The 21,175-nt window shown below is 61.3% G+C and carries 23 protein-coding genes; 13 read left to right on the forward strand and 10 right to left on the reverse strand.

Annotated features, from left to right (window positions below):
- Nucleotides 1-56: 56 nt before the first annotated feature.
- Nucleotides 57-1,145, reverse strand: coding sequence for an endonuclease/exonuclease/phosphatase family protein (locus BOP96_RS06225; protein WP_019818052.1), 1,089 nt, complete (start codon nucleotides 1,143-1,145; stop codon nucleotides 57-59).
- Between the two features lie 41 nt (nucleotides 1,146-1,186).
- Nucleotides 1,187-1,846: a YciC family protein gene (locus BOP96_RS06230; RefSeq protein ID WP_032904195.1), complete on the reverse strand. Its 660-nt coding sequence runs from the start codon at nucleotides 1,844-1,846 to the stop codon at nucleotides 1,187-1,189.
- Nucleotides 1,847-2,028: 182 nt separating this feature from the next.
- Between BOP96_RS06230 and BOP96_RS06235 the strand changes: the two genes are divergently transcribed.
- The 3 genes from BOP96_RS06235 to BOP96_RS06245 all read left to right on the forward strand — a co-directional run bounded on the left by BOP96_RS06235 (nucleotide 2,029) and on the right by BOP96_RS06245 (nucleotide 3,975).
- Entirely contained in the window at nucleotides 2,029-2,742 is a 714-nt protein-coding gene (locus BOP96_RS06235; RefSeq protein WP_073452099.1) for a DUF2076 domain-containing protein, read from the forward strand.
- 119 nt (nucleotides 2,743-2,861) lie between these two features.
- A complete protein-coding gene (locus BOP96_RS06240; RefSeq protein ID WP_003194396.1) occupies nucleotides 2,862-3,338 on the forward strand; it encodes a LabA-like NYN domain-containing protein in 477 nt (158 codons plus the stop codon).
- Nucleotides 3,339-3,363: 25 nt separating this feature from the next.
- A complete protein-coding gene (locus tag BOP96_RS06245; protein ID WP_014720051.1) occupies nucleotides 3,364-3,975 on the forward strand; it encodes a 3'-5' exonuclease in 612 nt (203 codons plus the stop codon).
- Between the two features lie 187 nt (nucleotides 3,976-4,162).
- Here BOP96_RS06245 and BOP96_RS06250 read toward each other — a convergent pair whose 3' ends face one another.
- A complete protein-coding gene (locus BOP96_RS06250; RefSeq protein WP_014720050.1) occupies nucleotides 4,163-4,474 on the reverse strand; it encodes a DUF6124 family protein in 312 nt (103 codons plus the stop codon).
- 475 nt (nucleotides 4,475-4,949) lie between these two features.
- On the opposite strand from BOP96_RS06250, the gene BOP96_RS06255 reads away from it, so the two are divergent.
- On the forward strand, nucleotides 4,950-5,516 hold the full coding sequence (locus BOP96_RS06255; protein WP_032873225.1) for a hypothetical protein: 567 nt from the start codon (nucleotides 4,950-4,952) through the stop codon (nucleotides 5,514-5,516).
- Complete coding sequence (locus BOP96_RS06260) at nucleotides 5,506-5,772, forward strand: acyl carrier protein (RefSeq protein WP_019818047.1); 267 nt, start codon at nucleotides 5,506-5,508, stop codon at nucleotides 5,770-5,772. Before BOP96_RS06255 ends, BOP96_RS06260 begins: the two co-directional genes overlap by 11 nt.
- Before the next feature lie 179 nt (nucleotides 5,773-5,951).
- Here BOP96_RS06260 and BOP96_RS06265 read toward each other — a convergent pair whose 3' ends face one another.
- Nucleotides 5,952-6,413 (reverse strand): Lrp/AsnC family transcriptional regulator, encoded by a 462-nt coding sequence (locus BOP96_RS06265; RefSeq protein ID WP_014720049.1) that lies wholly within the window; start codon nucleotides 6,411-6,413, stop codon nucleotides 5,952-5,954.
- A gap of 160 nt (nucleotides 6,414-6,573) precedes the next feature.
- Between BOP96_RS06265 and yedA the strand changes: the two genes are divergently transcribed.
- Together yedA and BOP96_RS06275 are read left to right on the forward strand one after the other, a co-directional pair.
- Entirely contained in the window at nucleotides 6,574-7,470 is an 897-nt protein-coding gene (gene yedA / locus BOP96_RS06270) for a drug/metabolite exporter YedA (protein ID WP_073452101.1), read from the forward strand.
- Between the two features lie 48 nt (nucleotides 7,471-7,518).
- On the forward strand, nucleotides 7,519-8,853 hold the full coding sequence (locus BOP96_RS06275; protein ID WP_073452103.1) for a DEAD/DEAH box helicase: 1,335 nt from the start codon (nucleotides 7,519-7,521) through the stop codon (nucleotides 8,851-8,853).
- 113 nt (nucleotides 8,854-8,966) lie between these two features.
- Here the strand turns inward: BOP96_RS06275 and BOP96_RS06280 are convergent, their stop codons facing one another.
- Both BOP96_RS06280 and BOP96_RS06285 read right to left on the reverse strand, forming a co-directional pair.
- Complete coding sequence (locus tag BOP96_RS06280; RefSeq protein ID WP_073452105.1) at nucleotides 8,967-10,193, reverse strand: TIGR03862 family flavoprotein; 1,227 nt, start codon at nucleotides 10,191-10,193, stop codon at nucleotides 8,967-8,969.
- 171 nt (nucleotides 10,194-10,364) lie between these two features.
- Nucleotides 10,365-11,285 carry a histone deacetylase family protein gene (locus BOP96_RS06285; RefSeq protein ID WP_020301740.1) on the reverse strand — a complete coding sequence of 307 codons (921 nt, stop codon included), beginning with the start codon at nucleotides 11,283-11,285 and terminating at the stop codon, nucleotides 10,365-10,367.
- A 77-nt stretch (nucleotides 11,286-11,362) separates the two neighbouring features.
- Between BOP96_RS06285 and BOP96_RS06290 the strand changes: the two genes are divergently transcribed.
- From BOP96_RS06290 to BOP96_RS06300, 3 genes are read left to right on the forward strand one after another with little or no spacing between them, the layout of a single operon-like run.
- The gene (locus tag BOP96_RS06290) at nucleotides 11,363-11,932 is read left to right on the forward strand and encodes a GNAT family N-acetyltransferase (protein ID WP_014720044.1); all 570 of its coding nucleotides are present in this window, start codon (nucleotides 11,363-11,365) and stop codon (nucleotides 11,930-11,932) included.
- Between the two features lie 38 nt (nucleotides 11,933-11,970).
- On the forward strand, nucleotides 11,971-12,840 hold the full coding sequence (tesB, locus tag BOP96_RS06295) for an acyl-CoA thioesterase II (protein ID WP_014720043.1): 870 nt from the start codon (nucleotides 11,971-11,973) through the stop codon (nucleotides 12,838-12,840).
- A complete protein-coding gene (locus tag BOP96_RS06300) occupies nucleotides 12,837-13,424 on the forward strand; it encodes an HAD family hydrolase (protein WP_073452107.1) in 588 nt (195 codons plus the stop codon). The genes tesB and BOP96_RS06300 overlap by 4 nt, the downstream gene beginning before the upstream one ends.
- A 132-nt stretch (nucleotides 13,425-13,556) precedes the next feature.
- Here the strand turns inward: BOP96_RS06300 and BOP96_RS06305 are convergent, their stop codons facing one another.
- From BOP96_RS06305 to BOP96_RS06315, 3 genes are read right to left on the reverse strand one after another with little or no spacing between them, the layout of a single operon-like run.
- On the reverse strand, nucleotides 13,557-14,531 hold the full coding sequence (locus BOP96_RS06305) for a hypothetical protein (RefSeq protein WP_058410083.1): 975 nt from the start codon (nucleotides 14,529-14,531) through the stop codon (nucleotides 13,557-13,559).
- Nucleotides 14,532-15,419, reverse strand: coding sequence for a KPN_02809 family neutral zinc metallopeptidase (gene ypfJ / locus BOP96_RS06310; RefSeq protein ID WP_014720040.1), 888 nt, complete (start codon nucleotides 15,417-15,419; stop codon nucleotides 14,532-14,534).
- A 45-nt stretch (nucleotides 15,420-15,464) separates the two neighbouring features.
- Complete coding sequence (locus BOP96_RS06315; protein ID WP_014720039.1) at nucleotides 15,465-15,878, reverse strand: lipoprotein; 414 nt, start codon at nucleotides 15,876-15,878, stop codon at nucleotides 15,465-15,467.
- A 199-nt stretch (nucleotides 15,879-16,077) separates the two neighbouring features.
- Between BOP96_RS06315 and BOP96_RS06320 the strand changes: the two genes are divergently transcribed.
- Nucleotides 16,078-16,956 (forward strand): DMT family transporter, encoded by an 879-nt coding sequence (locus BOP96_RS06320; RefSeq protein ID WP_003194370.1) that lies wholly within the window; start codon nucleotides 16,078-16,080, stop codon nucleotides 16,954-16,956.
- A gap of 1 nt (nucleotide 16,957) precedes the next feature.
- On the opposite strand, the gene BOP96_RS06325 is transcribed toward BOP96_RS06320, so the two are convergent.
- Complete coding sequence (locus BOP96_RS06325; protein ID WP_014720038.1) at nucleotides 16,958-18,292, reverse strand: MFS transporter; 1,335 nt, start codon at nucleotides 18,290-18,292, stop codon at nucleotides 16,958-16,960.
- 226 nt (nucleotides 18,293-18,518) lie between these two features.
- On the opposite strand from BOP96_RS06325, the gene quiC reads away from it, so the two are divergent.
- Complete coding sequence (gene quiC, locus BOP96_RS06330; RefSeq protein WP_072435500.1) at nucleotides 18,519-20,420, forward strand: 3-dehydroshikimate dehydratase QuiC; 1,902 nt, start codon at nucleotides 18,519-18,521, stop codon at nucleotides 20,418-20,420.
- Between the two features lie 77 nt (nucleotides 20,421-20,497).
- Nucleotides 20,498-21,163, forward strand: coding sequence for a TetR/AcrR family transcriptional regulator (locus BOP96_RS06335; protein WP_014720036.1), 666 nt, complete (start codon nucleotides 20,498-20,500; stop codon nucleotides 21,161-21,163).
- The last annotated feature ends 12 nt before the right edge of the window (nucleotides 21,164-21,175 follow it).

Consider the following 21,175-nt stretch of genomic DNA (forward strand, 5'->3'; position numbering starts at 1 on the left):
ACCGCATCGGCGGCATCGCAGGCAAGCCAGCTCCCACAAAAGATTAAGGATGTGGGTTATTGCGCGGCAGGCAGCAGGAAGCGGGCGATAACCGGTAGATGGTTGGAAATGCGCAATGTGTCCTCCTGCCTCACCTTCGCCTCCACCCGCTTGATGCGCGGGCTGTAGAACAGATAATCCAAGGTGCGATCCGGCCCGTCCAGGCTCGGGTCATTGGGGAAGTGCGTCAGCCATTTTTCTCGATCAATCCCGCTGGACTCGCTGTTACGTGGGATCATCGGGTACTTGTCCCACAGCAGGTGCAACTCGCTGTCCGGCGCATACTGCCCACGCTTAGCCGCGTCCAGGCGCAGGTATTGGCCCAGTGGCAGCAGGTTGAAATCCCCGCCGATCAACCAGGGCGTGCCCCGGCCTTCGAACTTGTCCAGCAGCTTGGCCGTGGCTTGCACTTGTTGTTGCGCTGCCGAGCGGCCAGGTGCGCCGCCGTCCAGGCGTGTATTGAGCACCGCCAGTTGGCCGCCATCGCTCAAGGGCAGGTAAGTCAGTAGCAACGCAGGTTTAGGTTGGAACTGCCGGCTGATGAAGTTGGTTTCGGCGGCCGGCAGTTGCAGGCGCTCGGCGTGTTCGATCTGATAGCGGCTGAGCGTAGCGAGCTTGCGCCCGACACTGCCGAAGATATGCAGGCTGGGCACAAAGTCGGCCTTCCAGTCGAACGCCTGGGCGCTGCAGGGGTAGAGGTCGACCAGGCGCTCCTGTAACAGCGCAAGCTGGTCCTGATAATGGGAAGGCTTGGCGCCTTCGTCGACTTCCTGCAACAGCAGGATGTCGGGTTGTTCGTCGCGAATCACCCGCGCCACTTCGTCGAGGCTGAAGGCCATGTCTTCGACGGTGGGGCGATCGTCCGGGCCGCTACCGTCCGGGGTGTCGTACCAGAACACGTAGTTCTTGCCGGCCAGGTATTGCACATTCCAGGTCATGACCTTGAGCGCCTGCCCCGGCAACAGTGTCGGCGCACGGGGTGCCACGCAGCTGACGGGCAGGGTCTCTTTGTCGGCAGGGCGCCAGGTCAGGCTGTAGATCAGCGCGGCCAGCAGGCCGGTGATGATTAACAGGCTCAACAGGGTGATGCGCAATAAACGGGTCATCGGCTCGGCTTATATGCGTGTCAGAAGAGCCACGGAGCATATCACCGCACGTCGGCGTCGCCACCGATCAGCATGAATAAACGGAACAGCACCACGCTGGTGAACAGTTGCAGGAAGCTGTGGGCGCTGTCCATCAGCAGCCCCAGCAACGGCGCCGGTTCAGGGTAGGCCGCCACGCTGGCGCCCTTGAGCAGCCACAACGGCGTCATCACGCACAGCAGGCACACCAGGATGCGCCAGAAATGCCCGCGGGTCAGGCGAAAGCTCTCCTTCATCGCCGCCAACGCCGGCATACCGCGCAGCACCAGCAGGTATTCGGCAAACGCCAGCACCACCATCAGCCACAAGCCCGGCAGGAAATACAGCGACAGCCCCAGCAGAATCAGCAAGGTGCTCATGGCTGTCAGCAGGGCAAAACGCGGCCACAGGCTCAAGGCCATGGCCCACACGTCCTTGGTGCGCGGCGACTCGCCCCGGGTGCGGGCATCGAGAAACAGGATCAGGGCGCCGGTGTACAGCGGGTACACCAACAAACCCACGACCACGCTGTAGCCGGGAAACGCATCCGGGCCCAGCGTGTGGTCCAGCACCTGTTGCAACAAGGCTTCGAGGATCACCAATGGCAGGCACAGCTGGACGATGGCGCCCAGGTTGCGCTGGGTAAAGCGGAAGGAGTCGCGCAAAACGTCTAACGGATTCATCAGGGTCATCACAGGCCTGGAAGCAGAGGGCCACACTTTAACCGATCAGGGTCCAAGGGGCGCAAACGTAAACCTTGAGTAAAGACCATTGAAACAACTCGTAACATCCCCATAACTGGAAAGCCCCCAGCCTGATCACAGGCGGGACCGGAATTTTTTATCGGCAATCTAACGAGGTCGCCATGAACAGCGAAGAGCAAACCCTGATCGATGGACTGTTTTCACGGTTGCAGCAAGCCGAAACGGACTCAGCCCCCCGCGACGCCCAGGCCGAAGCGCGGATCAAGGAGCATATGGCTCGCCAACCCGCCGTCGGCTACTACATGACCCAGTCGATTCTGGTGCAGGAACATGCGCTGCAGAGCCTCGACGCGCAAAACAAGCAACAGGCCCAGCAAATCCAGCAATTGCAGGACGAGCTGCAACGGGCCAAGGCCACGCAACCAGCGCCGGCCAGCGGTGGTGGGTTCCTGTCGAGCATCTTTGGCGGCGGCTCCCGTGAGCCACAGCCTGCGCCGAGCAACACAGGTGGCGGCTGGCGTGAGCCGGCGCGACCCGCTTTTGGTCAGCCAGCGCCGCAGCAGAACTACCAACCGCCGCAAGCACCGGCCGCCGCGCCAGCCGGCAGCGGCTTCCTCGGTGGCGCCATGAAAACCGCCGCCGGCGTGGCCGGTGGGGTGTTGCTGGCCGAAGGCATCAGCAGCCTGTTCCATCACAACTCGCAGCCGCAGGTGGTGGAGGAGATCATCGAACAACCGGCACCGGCCAGCGATCAAGGCAACTGGGGCAACGATGACCAACAGTTCGCCGGCAATGACAGCTGGGGCGGCAACAATGCCGACAGCGATTATTCGGACGATTCCTCATCCTTTGGCGACGACGATTCTTTCGTCTGACCCACGCAGACCGGAACGCTGCGGCGCTCCGGTCTGATTTTTTCCCGGAAACACTCCCTTGGCTGGCATACTGGCGCCCTTTCCGGGCGCTGGCGCCTGGCTGTCCATGAGGAAGTGCGGTGAAAAAAATTGCAGTGTTCGCCGATGTGCAAAACCTCTACTACACCGTGCGCCAGGCCTATGGTTGCCACTTCAACTACGCCGCTCTGTGGGCTGACATCAGCGCGCGCGGGCAGATTGTCGAGGCGTACGCCTATGCCATCGACCGCGGCGACAGCAAGCAGCAGCAGTTCCAGCAGATCCTGCGCAACCTGGGCTTTACGGTAAAACTCAAGCCGTACATCCAGCGCAGCGATGGCTCGGCCAAGGGCGACTGGGACGTGGGCATCACCCTGGACATCATGGACGCCGCCGACCATGTCGACGAGGTCGTGCTGGCCTCCGGTGACGGTGATTTCGACATGCTGCTCGAGCGCATTATCCACAAGCATGGCGTGCGGGCCGTGGCCTACGGCGTGCCGGGGCTGACGGCCAACTCATTGATACGCGCCGCCAGCCACTACGTGCCGATCGAAGGCGCGTTGTTGCTCAAATAGATCGTTGAACGGAGTAGGAACAGGTTTGGAACGCATAGCGGTCATCGACTTTGAAACCACCGGCATCACCCCCAGCAGCCACTGCCGGGCCACGGAGATTGGCGTGGTCATCCTTGAGCGCGGGCAAATCGTGGACCGCTACCAGAGCCTGATGAATGCTGGCGTGCGCATACCGGCGTTTATCGAACAGCTCACCGGCATCAGCAACGCCATGCTGCGCAGCGCGCCACCGGCTGAACGGGTGATGAACGAAGTCAATGAGTTCGTCGGCACCACGCCCTTGATGGCGCACAACGCCGCGTTCGACCAGAAGTTCTGGGACTTTGAGCTTGGCCTGATCCGCCGCACCCGCCTGCAAAAATTTGCCTGCTCCCTGCTCCTGGCTCGCCGCCTGATGCCGGCGGCGCCCAACCACAAGCTCGGCACCCTCAACACCTACGCCAAACTGCCCCACACCGGCCAGGCTCACCGGGCGCTGGCGGATGCGGAAATGGCCGCCAACCTCACCGCGCACCTGGCCCGGGAACTGCGCCAGACTCACGGCCTGCGGGAGCTGTCCCATGACCTGTTGTGCACCTTGCAGAAAGTGCCGGCGGCGAAGATCAATGAGCACCTGAAGAAACATCGCGGGTTTTAAGGCCTGGCGCTGATCGTCCCCACGCTCCGCGTGGGCATGCATCTGGTGACGCTCCGCGTCACGACTTTAAGAGCGGACGCAGAGCGTCCAGGGCGGCATTCCCACGCAGAGCGTGGGAACGATCAGCAAACACTGGAGTGCCAATGTGGGAGCGGGCAAGCCCGCTCCCACAGGGGTTATGCGTCGACTATCGAGGCTGTGCGCACTCCAGCGCCTGGTCCACCACCCCCTTCGCCATCTCCACCAAATGCATCACCGCCCGCTGCGGCGCCTTCATCACCTCACCCGACGCATTCGCTGTCTCCACCGCGCAGTGCAACAACTCCGCCGCATGGGCCAGGGCGTCTTCGAAGCTCAGGTTGTCATTCAGGATAAAGATCGGCGCATCCGGGGCGGATGCCTTGAGGTAGTAGTCGATGGCACGACGGTGGAGCAGGGCGTCTTCGCTGAGGAAGTCGGTTTTGGGCTGGGGTGGATCGGGGGTGACTTTTTTGACCATGGTGAAACTCCTTGCTGGAAGAAGTCGACACCGTTCGCTTGCACGCGAATTAGGGTGGCAACTGTGCGTAGGTGTGCAAGACCGGGGCAAGGATCCAAACCCAGCAGGCCCGAAGGCCTCCCACGCACAGCCGCCATAACAGGCATATTGGCTGTAGGTTTATTTATGATCTTGCTTGCCATTGGACTTGCACGTCCGGTCACCGAACATTCGATGACAGAGCGAGACTAGCTACCGAATCCGACGGAAACAAGGCCGTGGGATTCTCTCGGAAACGTCCCGCAAATGAAAGGGATCGGTCTTGCTGGCCACTGAAACACGGAGGTTTTGAGGTCTCTTTCACCTGAGCGCTGAATGGTCGGTAGGCCAAATCCGGCTATGACCTAGGACCTTTCTGGTTTTCCTCTTTACTCCTCTATCGCGTCTTACTGCGACCTACCATCCCGTCTGTCACTCATGCACAGGGATTACAGTCATGCAGGAAAGCGATCTTCATACAGCGATTATGCGAAGCAAGTTGGAACTTGAATCAAATGGCATTGATCTGGGCTCCAGTTCAAGCATGGCGTTTCATGTGGGCAACACGATGACAAGCTGCCCGGCAGTCATGGTGTTGCCGAGTTCGCCAGGTTGGAGTCATGGCCCTCATTACCAGTTACTCAAGCCGATTCACGCTGACCCCGCTGTGCCGGATACGACGTTTGATGAACTCTGGAAATGTACACAGCAACACTACGGCCTCACGGCAGCCACCGTGATCACTGGCGCGGCGGGCATACCGATAAGCAAAATTGCGGTGGGTGCTTGGGTTCACGTCGGCTCCAGCAAAACCACGAACCTGGCTAGCCTGATCGGCATGCGCTTTTTCCCTCGTACATTGATCAGGCAACCCACCATGGCCAGAATGGCAAAGGCAACGTTTGGCACGGTTCGGGTATTTGGCATCATCGGGCGAGGCATACCCTTCGTTGCTGCCGGGCTTGCAGTCTTTGACCTAGTCAGTATTGGTAAGTGTGCCTATGAGGCGAGAAATGGAAGGTAGCCTGACCAGAGCCGACATCAGCGAAAAAGTGATCCAGCTATTCGTCGATATCATCGGCTTTATCGACCGAAGCGATGTGACGGAGCAAACCGATTTCATCCATGACTTCGACATCATTGATGACGATCTGACGTGCTTTGTCATGCAGATCAAGTGGCAGTTCAAGTTGCAAGCGACGCAGGAGGATTGGGATCACATCACGACCATCGAGCAGATAGTCGATCTGATCGTCCAGCGCAGATCGAGCCCTTTGTAGGAGCGAGCTTGCTCGCGAAGAACGCCAACGGTGACGCTGGCGTCCTGAATGCACGCGGCGCCCTCGGGTTTTTCGCGAGCAAGCTCGCTCCTACAGGGGGCGCGGCGGGCAACCGGTGAGGCCACTGGCGCCATCGCAGGCAAGCCAGCTCCCACAGTTGACCGCGTCGCTTGGGCAGATCAGCCAGCATTTTTCCCATTGGCTTCCAACTGCCCCAACGGCACCCGCCGCTCTATGGCGCTGGACAAAATAATCGAGGTCTTGCTGAAGCCGAACTTCGCCACCCGGTTAATCAGGTTTTCCAGCTCGGGCATCGAGCCCACCGCCGCTTGCATGATCACGCACGGGTCGCCGGTGACGCGGTGGCATTCGGTCAGTTCGGGTATTTCCGCCAGGGCGTCGTACACCTTTTGGCTGCCATGATTGGTCAGCCGCAACTCGATCACGCATTGAATCGGCAAGCCCACCTTGGATAAATCCACCTTGGCCTGGTAGCCGGTGATCACGCCGCTGGCCTCAAGCTTAGCCACGCGTTCGGCCACGGCGGGGGCGGAGAGGTTCACGGTGCGCGCCAGTTGCGCGTAGGAAGCACGGCCATCTTCAAGCAGGGCGCTGAGGAGCATGCGGTCGTATTTGTCCATGATAAGGCTCCGGTTGCGCATGGCTTTCGAAAGCACGGTTTATAGCCTTGATAACCATGGTTTGAGAAGTGTATTGGCGTTTTAAACAGGTTTTGTAACTTAAGTTTATCCACCTTCGTTTCTAGAATAAGTCTCCCATTTCCTGCCATAGAGCCGCCCAATGCCTGGCCCACGTCGCTTTCCCTTACCGTTGATCGCCGCCTTTTTTGCGTTGTATGTGATCTGGGGTTCCACCTACCTGGTGATCCGCATTGGCGTGGAGTACTGGCCGCCGCTGTTGCTGGCGGGGATTCGGTTTTGCACGGCGGGCGCGTTGATGTACGGCTTTCTCAGGTGGCGCGGGGTGCCGGCGCCGACCTGGCCGCAGTGGAAGGCGGCCGGGATGATCGGCATTTTGTTGCTCACCGTGGGCAATGGTGGCGTGAGTGTGGCCGAACATATGGGCGTGTCGTCCGGCGTGGCCGCGCTGGCGGTGGCGACGGTGCCGCTGTTTACCTTGCTGTGTGGGTTTTTCTGGGGCGCACGTAATACACGGTTGGAATGGGCCGGGGTGCTGCTGGGGATTATCGGCATTGCCATGCTCAACATGGGCAGTACCTTGCAGTCGAGCCCACTGGGCGCGGTGTTGCTGTTGATGGCGGCGGCGTCCTGGGCCTTCGGCTCGGTGTGGAGCCGCCACTTGCCGCTGCCCCAAGGCGCCATGGCCAGCGCCGCGGAAATGCTCGTGGCCGGTATGGCGCTGCTGATCGTCAGCGCGCTGTCCGGCGAGCACCTGCAGGCCATGCCGCCGCTGGAAGGCTGGCTGGCCCTGGCGTACCTCACGGTGTTCGGCTCGATCATCGCCTTCAACGCTTATATGTACCTGCTCAAGCACGTACGCCCGGCGGCGGCGACCAGCTACGCCTATGTGAACCCGGCCGTGGCCGTGTTACTGGGGATTGTGTTCGTCGGTGAGAGCATCGGCCTGGAAGAAGCCTTGGCAATGCTGGTGATCATCAGCGCGGTGTTGCTGATCAGCCTGCCCCAATGGCGCAAGCCCAAACCGGAAATAAGGTAAACTGCCGCGCATTACGCCCTTGCGCTGAATTTTTCCTACGGTAACTACATGACTTTCGCCACCCTTGGCCTGATCGAACCCTTGCTGCGCGCCCTTGAGACGCTTGGCTACCAGACCCCGACGCCGGTGCAGGCGCAAGCCATTCCGGCCGTGCTGGCCGGTCGCGACCTGATGGCCGCGGCCCAGACCGGCACCGGCAAGACCGCAGGTTTCGCTTTGCCGCTGCTGCAACTGCTGACCATGGAAGGGCCGAAAGTCGCCGCCAACTCGGCGCGTGCGCTGATCCTGTGCCCCACTCGCGAGCTGGCTGAGCAGGTTCACGCCAGCGTTGCCGAGTACGCCCAGCACCTGCCGCTGACCACTTACGCGGTGTACGGCGGCGTGAGTATCAACCCGCAGATGATGAAGCTGCGCAAGGGTGTGGATATTTTGGTCGCCACCCCTGGCCGCCTGATCGACCTGTTCCGCCAGAACGCGCTGAAGCTCAACCAGCTGCAAACCCTGGTGCTGGATGAAGCCGACCGTATGCTCGACCTGGGCTTCTCCGAAGAGCTTGCCAACATTTATCGCATGCTGCCGAAAAAGCGCCAGACCCTGCTGTTCTCCGCGACCTTCTCCGATGACATCCGCCTGCTCGCCGGGCAAATGCTCAACGACCCGCTGAGCATCGAAGTCAGCCCACGCAACGTTGCCGCCAACACCGTCAAGCAGTGGGTGGTGCCGGTGGACAAGAAGCGCAAGCCGGAGCTGTTTGTGCACCTGATGCGCAAAGGCCGTTGGAAGCAAGTGCTGGTGTTCGCCAAGACCCGCAACGGCGTAGACGCCCTGGTGGACAAGTTGCAGGGCCTGGGCATCAACGCCGACGGCATCCATGGCGACAAACCCCAAGCCACCCGCCAACGCGCACTGGACCGCTTCAAGGCCAGCGAAGTGCAAATCCTGGTGGCCACCGATGTGGCGGCCCGTGGCCTGGATATCGAAGACCTGCCGCTGGTGGTCAACTTCGACCTGCCGATCGTGGCCGAGGACTACATCCACCGTATCGGCCGTACCGGGCGTGCGGGCAACACCGGTGAGGCGATTTCCCTGGTGTGTGCCGATGAGGTGAACATGCTCTCGGCGATCGAAATGCTGACCCGTCAGACCCTCACCCGCAAGATGGAACCGGATTTCGAGCCGGAGCACCGCGTGCCGGACACCGATGCCAGCGGGCAGGTGGTCAAGAAGCCGAAAAAGCCGAAGAAGCCTAAAACGTCCGGCGGTGGCGGCAAGCGCAACCTGGGCAAGTGGGTGGACAGTGGGGAAGTGGCGCCGGCCGAGCCTTCGATCAAGCCGGTGCGCAAGGTGCCGGTTTTTAACACTGGGCCGCGTAAGAAGAAGTGATTGATCGTTCCCACGCTCCGCGTGGGAACGCATCCTGTGACGCTCTGCGTCACGAACCTAAAGCGGGACGCAGAGCGTCCCTGGCGGCATCCCCACGCAGAGCGTGGGAACGATCAGCGGTGGAGCCATTCCAAAATCCCCCGCCCAGCCGCTCTACCACTGGCAAAACACCCCGTCAGCAAATACCCACCAGTGGGCGCCTCCCAGTCCAGCATTTCCCCCGCACAAAATACCCCAGGCAACGGCTTGAGCATCAACCGCTCATCCAGCGCTTCAAACGGCACACCACCGGCCGTGCTGATCGCCTCATCCATCGGCCGTGTTTTCACCAATGTCAGCGGCAACGCTTTGATATCCACCGCCAATTGCGCCGGATCGGTGAAGTGTTCAGCGGGCGTCAACTCGCGTAACAACGCCGCTTTCACCCCATCCAACCCCAACTGACTGTGCAAGTGCTTGCTCATCGACCGCGAGCCACGGGGCTTGGCCAATGCGGCCTGCACCTTGTCCAGCGGCTTGCTGGGCAGCAAATCGATATGTACCGTGACCGCTCCGTCGCGGTTGATCGCTTTGCGAATCGGCGCCGACAAGGCGTAAATCAAACTGCCTTCAATGCCGGTGGCAGTGATCACGCATTCGCCCAACCGAGGCTTGTCATCCCCCAGGCCAATGGCGACGTTTTTCAACGGTGCGCCCGCGAATTTGCTGACCATCAACGCGCTCCATGCCGACACTTCAAACCCGCAGTTGCTCGGTTGCAGTCGCACATAGGGCAGGCCTTTGCCTTCAAACAGGTTGAGCCATGCACCGTCGGAGCCCAATCGCGACCAGCTGCCGCCGCCCAGGGCCAGCAGCACAGCGTCGCTGTGGACAACTTTTTCGCCGTCCGGGCTGTGGATAAGTAAATCGCCCTCGGCATTCCAACCCGTCCAACGATGCCGGGTGTGGATAACCACACCTTGCTCCCGCAGACGCTTGAGCCAGGCGCGCAGCAGCGGTGCAGCTTTCATATCGGTAGGAAATACGCGGCCAGAGGTGCCGACGAAGGTCTGGATACCCAGGCCATGGATCCATTCGCACAACGCCTCGGCACCAAAGCTGCGCAGCAACGGCGCCATGTGCGGCGCGCGTTCAGCGTAGCGCGACAGGAACGCCGGGTACGCCTCGGAGTGGGTGATGTTCATGCCGCCCACGCCGGCCAGCAGGAACTTGCGCCCCACTGAAGGCATGCCGTCGTACAGGTCCACGCGCACGCCCGCCTGGCTCAAGACTTCGGCGGCCATCAGCCCGGCGGGGCCGCCGCCGATAATGGAGACGTGGTGGGCAGAAGTCTGAGGCATGGGCAGGGCTACGGTGATGTGAATAGGCCGAGCATTCTACCCGACCATGACGGCGCTGCCTGATCAAAAAACGTACACTTTCCTACAGGCCATGCGGCTACTCGCTTGCAGCCGCTTACGCTCAAGTTATCCACAGGCCGTTCCACAGGCATTGTGGGTAACGCCCACAGCTCAATGACAGCCTGATGACGTCCACACCCGCTGCGCGCTGTGGTGCAGGATGCCGTGGCGGCGGGCGAGGGCGGGGCGGTCCTTGCTGTAACCGCCGCCGATCACGCCCATCACCGGTATGTCGCGGCCCAGGCAGTGGCGCATCACGCTTTCATCACGGGCGGCGACGCCTGCATCTGTCAGCTTGAGGTAACCAAGGGCGTCGTCCTTGTGCACATCCACGCCGGCGTCGTACAGCACCAGGTCCGGCTGGTAGAGCGGCAGCAGGTAGTTGAGCGCGTCATCCACCACCTTGAGGTAGTCGGCATCGCCCATGCCCATGGGCAGCGGGATGTCCCAGTCGCTCTGGGCCTTGCGTGCCGGGAAGTTCTTTTCGCAGTGCAGCGACACGGTGATGGCGTCCGGCGTGTCGTGCAGGATGCGTGCGGTGCCGTCGCCCTGGTGCACGTCGCAATCGAAGATCAGCACGCGATTGACCCGGCCGCTGGCCAACAGGTAATGGCTGATCACCGCTAGGTCATTAAAAATGCAGAAACCCGCCGGATAATCGTAATGGGCATGGTGGGTGCCACCGGCCAAGTGGCAGGCCAGGCCATGTTCGAGGGCTTGTTCGGCGGCCAGGATCGAGCCGCCCACCGCGCGCACCGTGCGCCGGGCCAGGGCTTCGCTCCACGGCAGGCCGAGGCGGCGTTGGTCTTCGCGGGACAGTTCGCCGCTCATGTAGCGTTCGATATACCCAGGTTCATGGGCCAGGGCCAAAATGTCTGCCGGGCACAGCGGCGGGCGCAGCAATTGGCTGTCTTCGGTCAGGCCGCTGTCCACCAGGTGGTCACGCAACAGGCGAAACTTGTCCATGGGGAACCGGTGGTCCGCCGGGAACTCAGGGCTGTAGTCTTCGTGGTAGATCAATGGCAAGGACATGGGATTTTCTGACGGGAACCTGCGACGAATCTTAACAGCGCTGTACACTCACGCACATGGCAAGGCAGGGGGGACCCATGGAGCCGATACTGGAATTGGAAAGTGCACGCTTGGTGCTGCGCCAATGGCGCGACAGCGACCTGCCGGACTTTGCGCGCATGTGCGCCGACCCGCAGGTGATGCGCTACTTTCCGGCTCAATTGAGCCACTTGGAAAGCGCCGCGCTTATCGGCCGGATTCGCGGGCATTTTGCTGAATATGGCTTTGGTTTTTGGGCCTTGCAGCGCAAGGACACGGGCGAATTTATCGGCCTGACCGGGCTTGCGAATGTCAGCTTTGAAGCCGGCTTTACCCCAGCGGTGGAAATCGGCTGGCGCCTGGCCCGCGAACATTGGGGCCTGGGTTATGCCAGTGAGGCCGCCTGGACAGCGTTGCGCTGTGGTTTTGACCGCTTGCAACTGGACGAAATCCTGGCCTTCACCACCGAGAGCAACCTGCCCTCACAAAAAGTCATGCAGGCCATCGGTATGCATTACGATCCGCAGGCAGATTTTGAACACCCGAAAGTCGCAGCCGGTGACCCGCTGCGACCGCATGTTTTGTACCGCATCACCCGCGCCCAATGGTTGGACACGCTGCACGGATAAGCAGCCCGGAATGCCCTATTGATTGTAGGAGTTGCTCTATGAGCCAAGTATTGGAAGATCTGGTGGACTTGCTGACCCTGGAGCCGATCGAGGAGAACCTCTTTCGCGGCCGCAGCCAGGACCTGGGCTTTCGCCAGCTGTTCGGCGGCCAAGTGCTCGGCCAGTCGCTGTCGGCGGCCAGCCAGACCGTAGAAGAAGCGCGGCATGTACATTCCCTGCACGGTTATTTCCTGCGCCCTGGCGATGCCGCGTTGCCGGTGGTGTATTCGGTGGACCGCGTGCGCGATGGTGGCAGTTTCAGCACGCGTCGTGTCACCGCGATTCAAAAGGGCAATCCGATCTTCACCTGCACGACCTCGTTCCAGTACGACGAACAAGGCTTCGAGCACCAGACCACCATGCCGGTGGTAGTGGGCCCGGAAAACCTGCCGTCGGAACTGGAGCTGACCCAGCAACGTGCGCACCTGATCCCCGAGCACATGCGCGACAAGCTGCTGTGCCCCAAGCCCATCGAAGTGCGCCCGGTCACCGAAAAAGACCCGTTCAACCCGCAGCCGTCCGACCCGGTCAAGTACGTGTGGTTTCGTGCCGACGGTGCCTTGGCGGACACACCGGCGTTGCATAAATACCTGTTGGCCTATGCCTCGGACTTTGGCCTGCTGACCACCTCGCTGCTGCCCCATGGCAAGACCGTGTGGCAGAAAGACATGCAGGTCGCCAGCCTCGATCACGCGCTGTGGTTCCACGCCGACCTGCGTGCCGATGACTGGTTGTTGTACGCCATGGACAGCCCGTGGGCTGGCAACTCCAGGGGGTTCTCCCGGGGCAGCGTGTACAACCGCGCCGGGCAACTGGTGGCGTCGGTGACCCAGGAAGGTTTGATCCGCCATCGCAAGGATTGGGCATGAGCCTCGGCGACGTTAGGCACTGGGTGTTCGACATGGACGGCACCCTCACGGTGGCGGTGCATGATTTTGCCGCGATCCGTGTGGCGCTGGACATTCCACTCGAAGACGACATCCTCACGCACCTGGCGGCTTTGCCGGCGCCGGTTGCAGCGGCCAAGCACGCCTGGTTGCTGGAGCACGAGCGCGAGCTGGCCCTGGGTTCGGTGGCGGCGCAGGGCGCGGTGGAGCTGGTACAGGAATTGGCCGGGCGCGGTTACCGCCTGGGGATCCTGACCCGCAATGCGCGGGAGCTGGCCCATATCACCCTGGAGGCGATAGGCCTGGCGGACTGCTTTGCGATTGAGGATGTGCTGGGGCGCGATGATGCGCCGCACAAGCCGGATCCCGGTGGGTTGCTGAAACTGGCGGCGGCTTGGGACGTAGCACCCCGCGACATGGTGATGGTCGGGGATTACCGCTTTGACCTGGATTGTGGTCGGGCAGCGGGCACCAAGACGGTGTTGGTGAACTTGCCGGAGAACCCTTGGCCGGAATTGGCGGATTGGCATGCCGAGGATTGTGCGGCGCTGCGCCGAATGATCTAAGCCGGGCGACAGAGAGCAAATGTGGGAGCTGGCTTGCCTGCGATGACGGACTGTCAGTTGATAAAGTGTCAGCTGACCCACCGCTATCGCAGGCAAGCCAGCTCCCACATTTTGATGGGGTTCCTTCAGGTGCTACTGGGCGAACAGTACCTTTTCTCCCTCTGGCGAGGTAAACATCTTATCCCCGTCATGCCCCACCCCTGGCACTTCTACCAGCCGGTGGCCTAACTGCGGATGCCGCTGCTTGAGGTAGTCAAAATAGTTGTGGCCACGCATCAGCCGATACGCACCCTGGGTTTCGGCTTCGCAGCTTTTATCCAATGCCGGGTGGTTGGGGTCGGTGTCCTGCTGGCCCAACAGGTAAGTGATGTCGCGTGAGACGTAGTCTTGTTCCAGTTGCTGGGCACCTCGGCCCCCCACGTAATCCGGCAGGTTTTGCATGCCGTACTTCCAGTCGTTGAAGCCTGGGCAATTGGCGATGTCGAACGTCACCGGGCGCTGCGGGCTGAAGTACGCATAGGACGACGGGTTAGCCACCACATACCGCAGGCGGATGCCCTCGGAGTTCAGCAACGGGTGGTCGTGGCCGGTGAGGGCGAAGCGCTGCACCACTTGGCCGCCACCGGAATGCCCGGCGACCACGATTTCTTTCAGCGCCGGGAACAGTTTGTGGTTGCCCAAGTGCTTGATGATCTGGTCCAGAGCGCCATAAGAGCTGATCTGCCCTGGGCCGGTGGACGCTTCGCCGGCCATCCAGTCGTTACCCGTCCAACGCACTACCTCGTGGCCCAGGTGATTGCGCTTCACGTCGGCTTGATTGAGAAACTGCGGCGCGATCACCAGCGTAGTACCGCCCACCCCGGCATGCTCGGCGGCGTCGATGCCGCTTTGCAGGTAGGTTTGTGCATTGCGCAGGCGGCCATGCACGATGATCAATGCGCGTGTGACCTTGGGCAGTGGTTCGCGCCAATCCTGGCTCAGGCCCAGGCTGAGGTCGCCGGCCTCCAGATGAAAGCGATCGGGGCTGACCACCTTGACGCCGTGTTCGGCTGCGAAGGTGCAACAGGACACGAGCACACCCAGCAGTAACCCCCATCGTTTGATCATTTAGAGACTCTTGGCCGCGAAGGTATCGCATTGAGTGATCTGGCCCTGGGCGAAGCCGGTCTTGAACCAGCGCACGCGCTGGGCCGAGGTGCCGTGGGTGAACGAGTCTGGTACCACGCGCCCCTGGCCTTGTTGCTGCAAGCGGTCATCGCCGATGGCATTGGCTGCGTTCAGGGCTTCTTCGATATCGCCGGGTTCCAGCCAGTTCAGACGTTTTTGCGCATGGTTGGCCCACACGCCGGCAAAGCAGTCGGCTTGCAGCTCCTGGCGAACCAGCAGGCCACCGTCGCCTTCCATCTGCCGGCCCTGTTGGCGCGCCGCCTGGATCTTGGACGAGATGCCCAGCAACGTTTGTACGTGGTGCCCGATTTCGTGGGCGATCACGTAGGCCTGGGCGAAATCACCGGCGGCCTGGAAGCGTTGCGACATTTCCCGGAAGAAATCCAGGTCCAAGTACACCTGCTGGTCAGCCGGGCAGTAGAACGGGCCGCTGGCCGAGGTGGCGCCACCACAGGCTGAGTTCACCCGGCCACGGAACAGGATCAGTTTCGGGTTCTTATAGGCCAGCCCATTTTCCTGGAACACTTGGCCCCAGGTGTCTTCGGTATCGCCCAGCACAGCGCGCACAAAGTCGGCTTGCTCATCGTTGGCTGGCGGCGCTTGACGCGGCTGGGTACTGACCGATGGCGCCTGTTCCATCTGGCCGGTCAATTGGCCAAGAATCTGCATCGGGTCCTGGCCGGTCAGCCAGCCAATGCCGACGATCAGCACGATGGCCGTGAGGCTCAGGCCCTTGCCGCCGCCGAAGCGCATACCGCCACCGCCGCCACCACTGTCGTTACGGGCATCCACCACGTTGTCGCTGCGTCGGCCTTTTTTCCATAGCATGGGAGCAATCCTCTGTGTGCAAACCGTGATTGATTATGGTCGGTATTAACGGCAATAGCCTTCGCCAGTGGCGACGATCAGGCAGTCTTTTTTATCTGCCAGCCATTTCAAGCCGGTGGCGGCGCCGTCGCCAGCGCGCAACAACTGCGGGCCGTCGGGGCGGATGAAGGCGATGCCGTCTTCGGTGGCCTCACCTTTGAAGGTGCCGGCGTCATCGGCGTCGAGGCCGTATTGCATGGTCAGCAGGTAGTGGCCACGGCCAATGCTGTCGTCCTTGGCGATGGTCAGGTGCAAGCCTTCGACACCGACCCACTTGCCTACCCATTTATCGGTCGGCGGAGTCTCGGGCACCAGGGTCGCTTGCACGGAAGCCGGCGCGGGCTTGGGGGCTTCTTTCGGGGTTTTATCGCAGGCGGCGAGCAGGGCGAGGGCAGACAGGGCAAAGAGGATTTTTTTCATAGCGGCAAGGCCTTGGTTAAATAGTGTGCAACGCCGGGGCGAGCGTGCAGCGTTGGACTCGGATCCATCGATTTAGTGCGCTGTTCGCCCAGTGTTTGGTTATGCTCTTGGGGCAGACTCCGGCCCGGCTGCTAGATTACCGGGTTGAGCGCGACTTGGTTCAGCGCTCAGCGTCCCGCTCGCCACACAAGAGAATTCAATGACTGTCAGTACCCCGCTCTCCGGCGTCAACCATCCGTTCAAAGGCATCCTGCTGATTGTGCTGGCGACGTTCCTGTTCTCCAGCCACGACGCCTTGTCCAAATACCTGGCCGGGTTTTACCCGATCGTGATGGTGGTGTGGGCGCGGTACATGGTCCACACCTTGCTGATGGCCGGGATCTTCCTGCCGCAATCGGGCCTGCGCGTGTTGCGCAGCAAGCGGCCGGGCATGCAGGTGGTGCGCGCGTTATGCCTGTTGGGCACCAGCCTGTTCTTCACCACGGCGCTGCATTACATCCCGCTGGCCGAAGCCACTGCGGTGAACTTCCTGGCGCCGATCCTGGTGACGGCGCTGTCGGTGCCGTTGCTCGGTGAGCACGTGACTCGTGGCCAGTGGCTAGCGGTGATCTGCGGGTTTATCGGCGTGGTGATCATTATCCACCCCGGCGGCGAGCTGTTTACCCCGGCGGTGTTGCTGCCGCTGTGTTCGGCGCTGTTCTTCTGCTTCTACCAGTTGCTCACGCGCATCCTCAGCCAATACGACAGCCCGACCACCAGCAACTTCTTCGCCGGCCTGTGCAACACCTTGGTGATGAGTGCAATGGTGCCGTTCTTCTGGCAAGTGCCGACGCTGTGGCACGCGGTGATGATGCTGGCGCTGGGCACCTGCGGGATGACCGCGCACCTGATGCTCACCCAGGCGTTCCGCTTCGCGGCGCCGGCCTTGCTGGCGCCGTTTGGCTATTGCCAGATCGTGTTTGCGGGGTTGTTGGGCTGGCTGGTGTTCAGCCATACCCCCGATATGACCACGGTGGTGGGTATCGGGGTGATCTGCATGAGCGGGTTAGCCGCTGCCTGGCAGCAGCGGCGCAGGTAGATCAAACGTCTACGGTAGGGATCTTGCGCGGCGCCATGAAGTACATCCACACCAGTGCGATGAAGTACATCGCCGGGATCAGGGTGAACAACACCGTGTAGTTGTTGTTGGTCACCGTGAGGATATGGCCGACGATCTGGGTCATGAACATGCCGCCGATGGCCGCGCACATGCCGCCGAAACCGAACACCGTGCTCATCATGTGCTTGGGCGTGTAGTCCATCACCAGGCTCCAGATGTTGGCGGTCCAGGCCTGGTGCGCGCCGATGGCCAGGGAGATGGCAAACACCGCGACCCACAGCTGGCTGGAGCCGGCCGCCATGATGACGCCGACGATGCAGCAGGCGAACAGCAGCATCGACAACAGCCGCGCCTTGATCGAGTTCATCCCACGGCCAATCAGGAATGACGACAGGATCCCGCCCCCGACGCTGCCAAAGTCGGCGGTGAGGTAAATGATGATCAGCGGAATGCCCATCTGGGTCACGTTGATGCCCAGGTTGTATTGCTGATTCAAGAACGGCGGCAGCCAATACAGGTAGAACCAGAACACCGGCGCGGTCAGCGAGTAGGCGAGGGCGAAGGCCCAAGTGCCACGCATGCGCAGGATGCGGCTGAACGGCACGCGGGGTTGTTCGGGTTCGACTTCCTGTTGCACGTAGTCCAATTCGGATTGTTTAACCGTGGGGTGGTCTTCCGGGTTGTAATACTTCAAGCCCCAGAGCACCAGCCAGATACCGCCCAGTGCCGACATGCACAGGAACGCTGCCTGCCAGCCCCACACGTGCAGGATCAACGGCAGCAGCATGGGCGTCATCATCGCGCCGACGTTGGTGCCGGCGTTGAAGATGCCGGTGGCCACTGCACGTTCACCCGCCGGGAACCACAAGCGTGTGGTCTTGACGCAGGCCGGGTAGTTGGCGGCTTCGGTCAGCCCGAGGACAAACCGGCAGACCATAAAGCCGACCGCCGAGGTGGCCAGGCCATGGGCGCCGGTGGCCAGGCTCCACAGCAGCACGGCGCAGAAGAACACGCGCTTGACGCCGACCCGGTCAATCAGGCGGCCTTGCAGCACAAAGCCGATGGCGTAGCCGACCTGGAACCAGAAGTTGATGTTGGCGTAGTCCATCGCCGTCCAGCTCATTTCCTTGGCGAGGATCGGTTGCATCACGCCCAGGGCGGCGCGGTCGATGTAGTTCAAGGTGGTGGCAAAGAACACCAGGGCCAGCATGCCCCAGCGCGTTTTACCCACGGCCAGGGCACCGCGGATCTTGTCGCCGATGCCGGCGTGCGGGTTGCCCGGGCGCGCGGCCAGGGCTGAATTTTGCAGAGGCATGAGGTTTGTACCCGTTTTTTGAAATTCTTATGGTGTGTTCTGGGTCTTTGTTACGTGAGCGAATTACCCGGTCGATGGTGCGCAGTGGTTAAAAAGTCGTCAATTCGCCAAAGGGGCTTAGTGTTCGATAATCGCACCAAAAACTAACCGGTTCGTACATTTTAATTGCTGCCTGTAGGCTGGGGGCGAATAATTTGCCACAAACAACAATTGCCGGGAGTCTTCCATGCAACGTTCTATCGCCACTGTGTCCTTGAGCGGCACCCTGCCGGAAAAACTCGAAGCCATCGCCGCCGCCGGGTTTGATGGGGTGGAGATCTTTGAGAACGACTTGTTGTATTACGACGGCAGCCCTCGGGAAGTTAGGCAGATGTGTGCCGACCTCGGCATCGCCATCACCCTGTTCCAGCCGTTTCGCGACTTCGAAGGCTGCCGCCGTGATCGCCTGGCGCGCAACCTGGAGCGCGCCGAACGCAAATTCGATCTGATGCAAGAGCTAGGCACCGACCTGGTGCTGGTGTGCAGTAACGCCTCGGCCGACAGCGTGGGTGACGAACGCATTCTGCTCGATGACCTGAGCCTGCTGGCCGAACACGCGGCCAAGCGCGGCCTGCGCATCGGCTATGAAGCGTTGGCCTGGGGCAAGCATGTGAACACCTGGCAGCAGGTATGGAACCTGGTGCGCCAGGTCGATCACCCAAGCCTGGGCGTGTTGCTCGACAGCTTCCACACCTTGTCGCTCAAGGGCGACCCGAGTGGCATCGCCCAGATTCCGGGCGACAAGATTTTCTTCGTGCAAATGGCCGACGCGCCGATCCTGGCCATGGATGTGCTGGAGTGGAGCCGGCATTTCCGTTGCTTTCCCGGCCAGGGCGAATTTGACCTGGCGGGCTTTCTCGCGCCGATCATCCAAAGTGGCTACACCGGGCCGTTGTCCCTGGAAATTTTCAACGATGGCTTCCGCGCCGCGCCCACTCGTGCGAATGCGGCAGATGGCTTGCGCTCGTTGCTGTACCTCGAGGAAAAAACCCGCCAGCGCCTGGCGCAAGAGGCACCCGCTGCGCCAGTGGACATCCTGTTTGAAACCCCGGCGGCCAGCGAGTACGACGGGATCGAATTCCTCGAATTTGCCGTGGATGAAAGCCTTGGCGCCAAACTGAGCAATTGGCTGGAACGCCTGGGGTTTGCCAAGGCCGGCCAGCATCGCTCGAAGAATGTGAGCCTGTTGCGCCAGGGCGATATCAATCTGATCCTCAACTGCGAACCCTATTCCTTCGCCCACAACTTTTTCGAGGCCCACGGCCCGTCGCTGTGCGCCACGGCAATTCGGGTCAAGGACAGTGCCAAGGCCCTGGAGCGGGCGGTGGCCTACAAGGGCCAGCCTTATCGCGGCCTGGTCGGCCCCAACGAGCTGGAATTGGCCGCCGTGCGTGCACCGGATGGCAGCCTGATTTACCTGGTCGACCCCAGCGAAGGCGGGCTGTACGACACCGATTTCAACCTGCAAACGGCCGCACCCGCTAGCGGCGGCTTGTTGCGCATCGACCACATGGCCATGGCCTTGCCGGCCGACAGCCTCGACAGTTGGGTATTGTTTTATAAGAGCCTGCTGGATTTTGAAGCCGACGATGAAGTGGTGCTGCCCGACCCTTACGGCCTGGTGAAAAGCCGTGCGTTGCGCAGCCGTTGCAGCTCGATCCGTCTGCCGCTGAACATCTCCGAAAACCGCAACACCGCGATTTCCCACGCGCTCTCCAGCTATCGCGGTTCGGGCGTGCACCACATTGCCTTCGATTGCGCGGATATTTTCGCCGAGGTACGCCGGGCCAAAGAGGCCGGTGTGCCGTTGCTGGATATCCCGCTCAACTATTACGACGACCTGGCGGCGCGCTTTGATTTTGACGATGAGTTCCTCAGTGAGTTGGCGTATTACAACGTGCTGTACGACCGCGACGCCCAGGGCGGTGAGTTGTTTCATGTGTACACCGAGGCGTTCGAGGGGCGGTTTTTCTTCGAGATCATCCAGCGCAAGAATGGCTATGCCGGCTACGGCGCTGCCAACGTGGCGGTGCGTCTGGCGGCGATGGCCAAGTCGCGCAGTGGGGCGGTACGCCAGGCTCGGCTATAACCGCAAGGCAGGTGCTTCCTTCGGGGAGCGCCGCGGCCCATAATCAGCGCCTGCACAACAATGGCCGTGAGCGCACCATGACCTCGAGTCCCGATCTCCCCGCGGTAGCTGACGCACCGCGCAAGAGTCGCAAGAACAATCCGGAAAAGACCCGGGAGAATATTCTCCAGGAAGCCATTGTCGAGTTTGTTCAACAGGGCCTGGCCGGCGCTCGCGTAGACGCCATCGCCGAGCGCATTCACACCTCCAAGCGCATGATCTATTACTACTTCGGCAGCAAGGAGCAGCTATACGTCGAGGTGCTGGAGAAGCTCTACGGTGATATCCGCAACACCGAAACGCGCATGAACCTCACCGCCCTGGAGCCGCGTGAGGCGATTCGCCGGCTGGTGGAATTCACCTTTGATCACCACGACCAGAACGTGGATTTCGTGCGCATCGTCAGCATCGAAAACATCCACAACGCCGAGTACGTCAAACGCACCGAGACCATCAAGGCGATGAACAGCAAAATCCTGGAAGGGTTGGGGGAGACCCTGCGCCGCGGGGCTGAGTTGGGGCTGTTTCGCGAAGGGCTGGAGCCGCTGGATGTGCACTTGCTGATCAACTCGTTCAGTTTCTACCGGGTGTCCAACCGGCACACCTTCAGCGAGATTTTCCAGATCGAACTGTCGGATGAGGCGATCAAGCAGCGCCATCGGGAAATGATTTGCGAGTCGGTGCTGCGCTACCTGCAAGCCTGAGAACTGATCGTT

It is taken from the genome of Pseudomonas sp. FSL W5-0203, from assembly GCF_001896155.1.
Classification (GTDB): Bacteria; Pseudomonadota; Gammaproteobacteria; order Pseudomonadales; family Pseudomonadaceae; genus Aquipseudomonas; species Aquipseudomonas paracarnis.

What these genes read in the sequence shown, in the direction of transcription:
- BOP96_RS06305 (WP_058410083.1), bottom strand. Translation starts at nt 14,531, where the DNA reads ATGATCAAACGATGGGGGTTACTGCTGGGTGTGCTCGTGTCCTGTTGC.
- BOP96_RS06335 (WP_014720036.1), top strand. Translation starts at nt 20,498, where the DNA reads ATGACCTCGAGTCCCGATCTCCCCGCGGTAGCTGACGCACCGCGCAAG.
- BOP96_RS06260 (WP_019818047.1), top strand. Translation starts at nt 5,506, where the DNA reads ATGGAAGGTAGCCTGACCAGAGCCGACATCAGCGAAAAAGTGATCCAG.
- BOP96_RS06325 (WP_014720038.1), bottom strand. Translation starts at nt 18,292, where the DNA reads ATGCCTCTGCAAAATTCAGCCCTGGCCGCGCGCCCGGGCAACCCGCAC.
- BOP96_RS06255 (WP_032873225.1), top strand. Translation starts at nt 4,950, where the DNA reads ATGCAGGAAAGCGATCTTCATACAGCGATTATGCGAAGCAAGTTGGAA.
- BOP96_RS06320 (WP_003194370.1), top strand. Translation starts at nt 16,078, where the DNA reads ATGACTGTCAGTACCCCGCTCTCCGGCGTCAACCATCCGTTCAAAGGC.
- BOP96_RS06280 (WP_073452105.1), bottom strand. Translation starts at nt 10,193, where the DNA reads ATGCCTCAGACTTCTGCCCACCACGTCTCCATTATCGGCGGCGGCCCC.
- BOP96_RS06290 (WP_014720044.1), top strand. Translation starts at nt 11,363, where the DNA reads ATGGAGCCGATACTGGAATTGGAAAGTGCACGCTTGGTGCTGCGCCAA.
- BOP96_RS06265 (WP_014720049.1), bottom strand. Translation starts at nt 6,413, where the DNA reads ATGGACAAATACGACCGCATGCTCCTCAGCGCCCTGCTTGAAGATGGC.
- BOP96_RS06250 (WP_014720050.1), bottom strand. Translation starts at nt 4,474, where the DNA reads ATGGTCAAAAAAGTCACCCCCGATCCACCCCAGCCCAAAACCGACTTC.
- yedA (WP_073452101.1), top strand. Translation starts at nt 6,574, where the DNA reads ATGCCTGGCCCACGTCGCTTTCCCTTACCGTTGATCGCCGCCTTTTTT.
- ypfJ (WP_014720040.1), bottom strand. Translation starts at nt 15,419, where the DNA reads ATGCTATGGAAAAAAGGCCGACGCAGCGACAACGTGGTGGATGCCCGT.
- BOP96_RS06230 (WP_032904195.1), bottom strand. Translation starts at nt 1,846, where the DNA reads ATGAATCCGTTAGACGTTTTGCGCGACTCCTTCCGCTTTACCCAGCGC.
- BOP96_RS06275 (WP_073452103.1), top strand. Translation starts at nt 7,519, where the DNA reads ATGACTTTCGCCACCCTTGGCCTGATCGAACCCTTGCTGCGCGCCCTT.
- BOP96_RS06315 (WP_014720039.1), bottom strand. Translation starts at nt 15,878, where the DNA reads ATGAAAAAAATCCTCTTTGCCCTGTCTGCCCTCGCCCTGCTCGCCGCC.
- BOP96_RS06300 (WP_073452107.1), top strand. Translation starts at nt 12,837, where the DNA reads ATGAGCCTCGGCGACGTTAGGCACTGGGTGTTCGACATGGACGGCACC.
- tesB (WP_014720043.1), top strand. Translation starts at nt 11,971, where the DNA reads ATGAGCCAAGTATTGGAAGATCTGGTGGACTTGCTGACCCTGGAGCCG.
- BOP96_RS06225 (WP_019818052.1), bottom strand. Translation starts at nt 1,145, where the DNA reads ATGACCCGTTTATTGCGCATCACCCTGTTGAGCCTGTTAATCATCACC.
- BOP96_RS06235 (WP_073452099.1), top strand. Translation starts at nt 2,029, where the DNA reads ATGAACAGCGAAGAGCAAACCCTGATCGATGGACTGTTTTCACGGTTG.
- BOP96_RS06285 (WP_020301740.1), bottom strand. Translation starts at nt 11,285, where the DNA reads ATGTCCTTGCCATTGATCTACCACGAAGACTACAGCCCTGAGTTCCCG.
- quiC (WP_072435500.1), top strand. Translation starts at nt 18,519, where the DNA reads ATGCAACGTTCTATCGCCACTGTGTCCTTGAGCGGCACCCTGCCGGAA.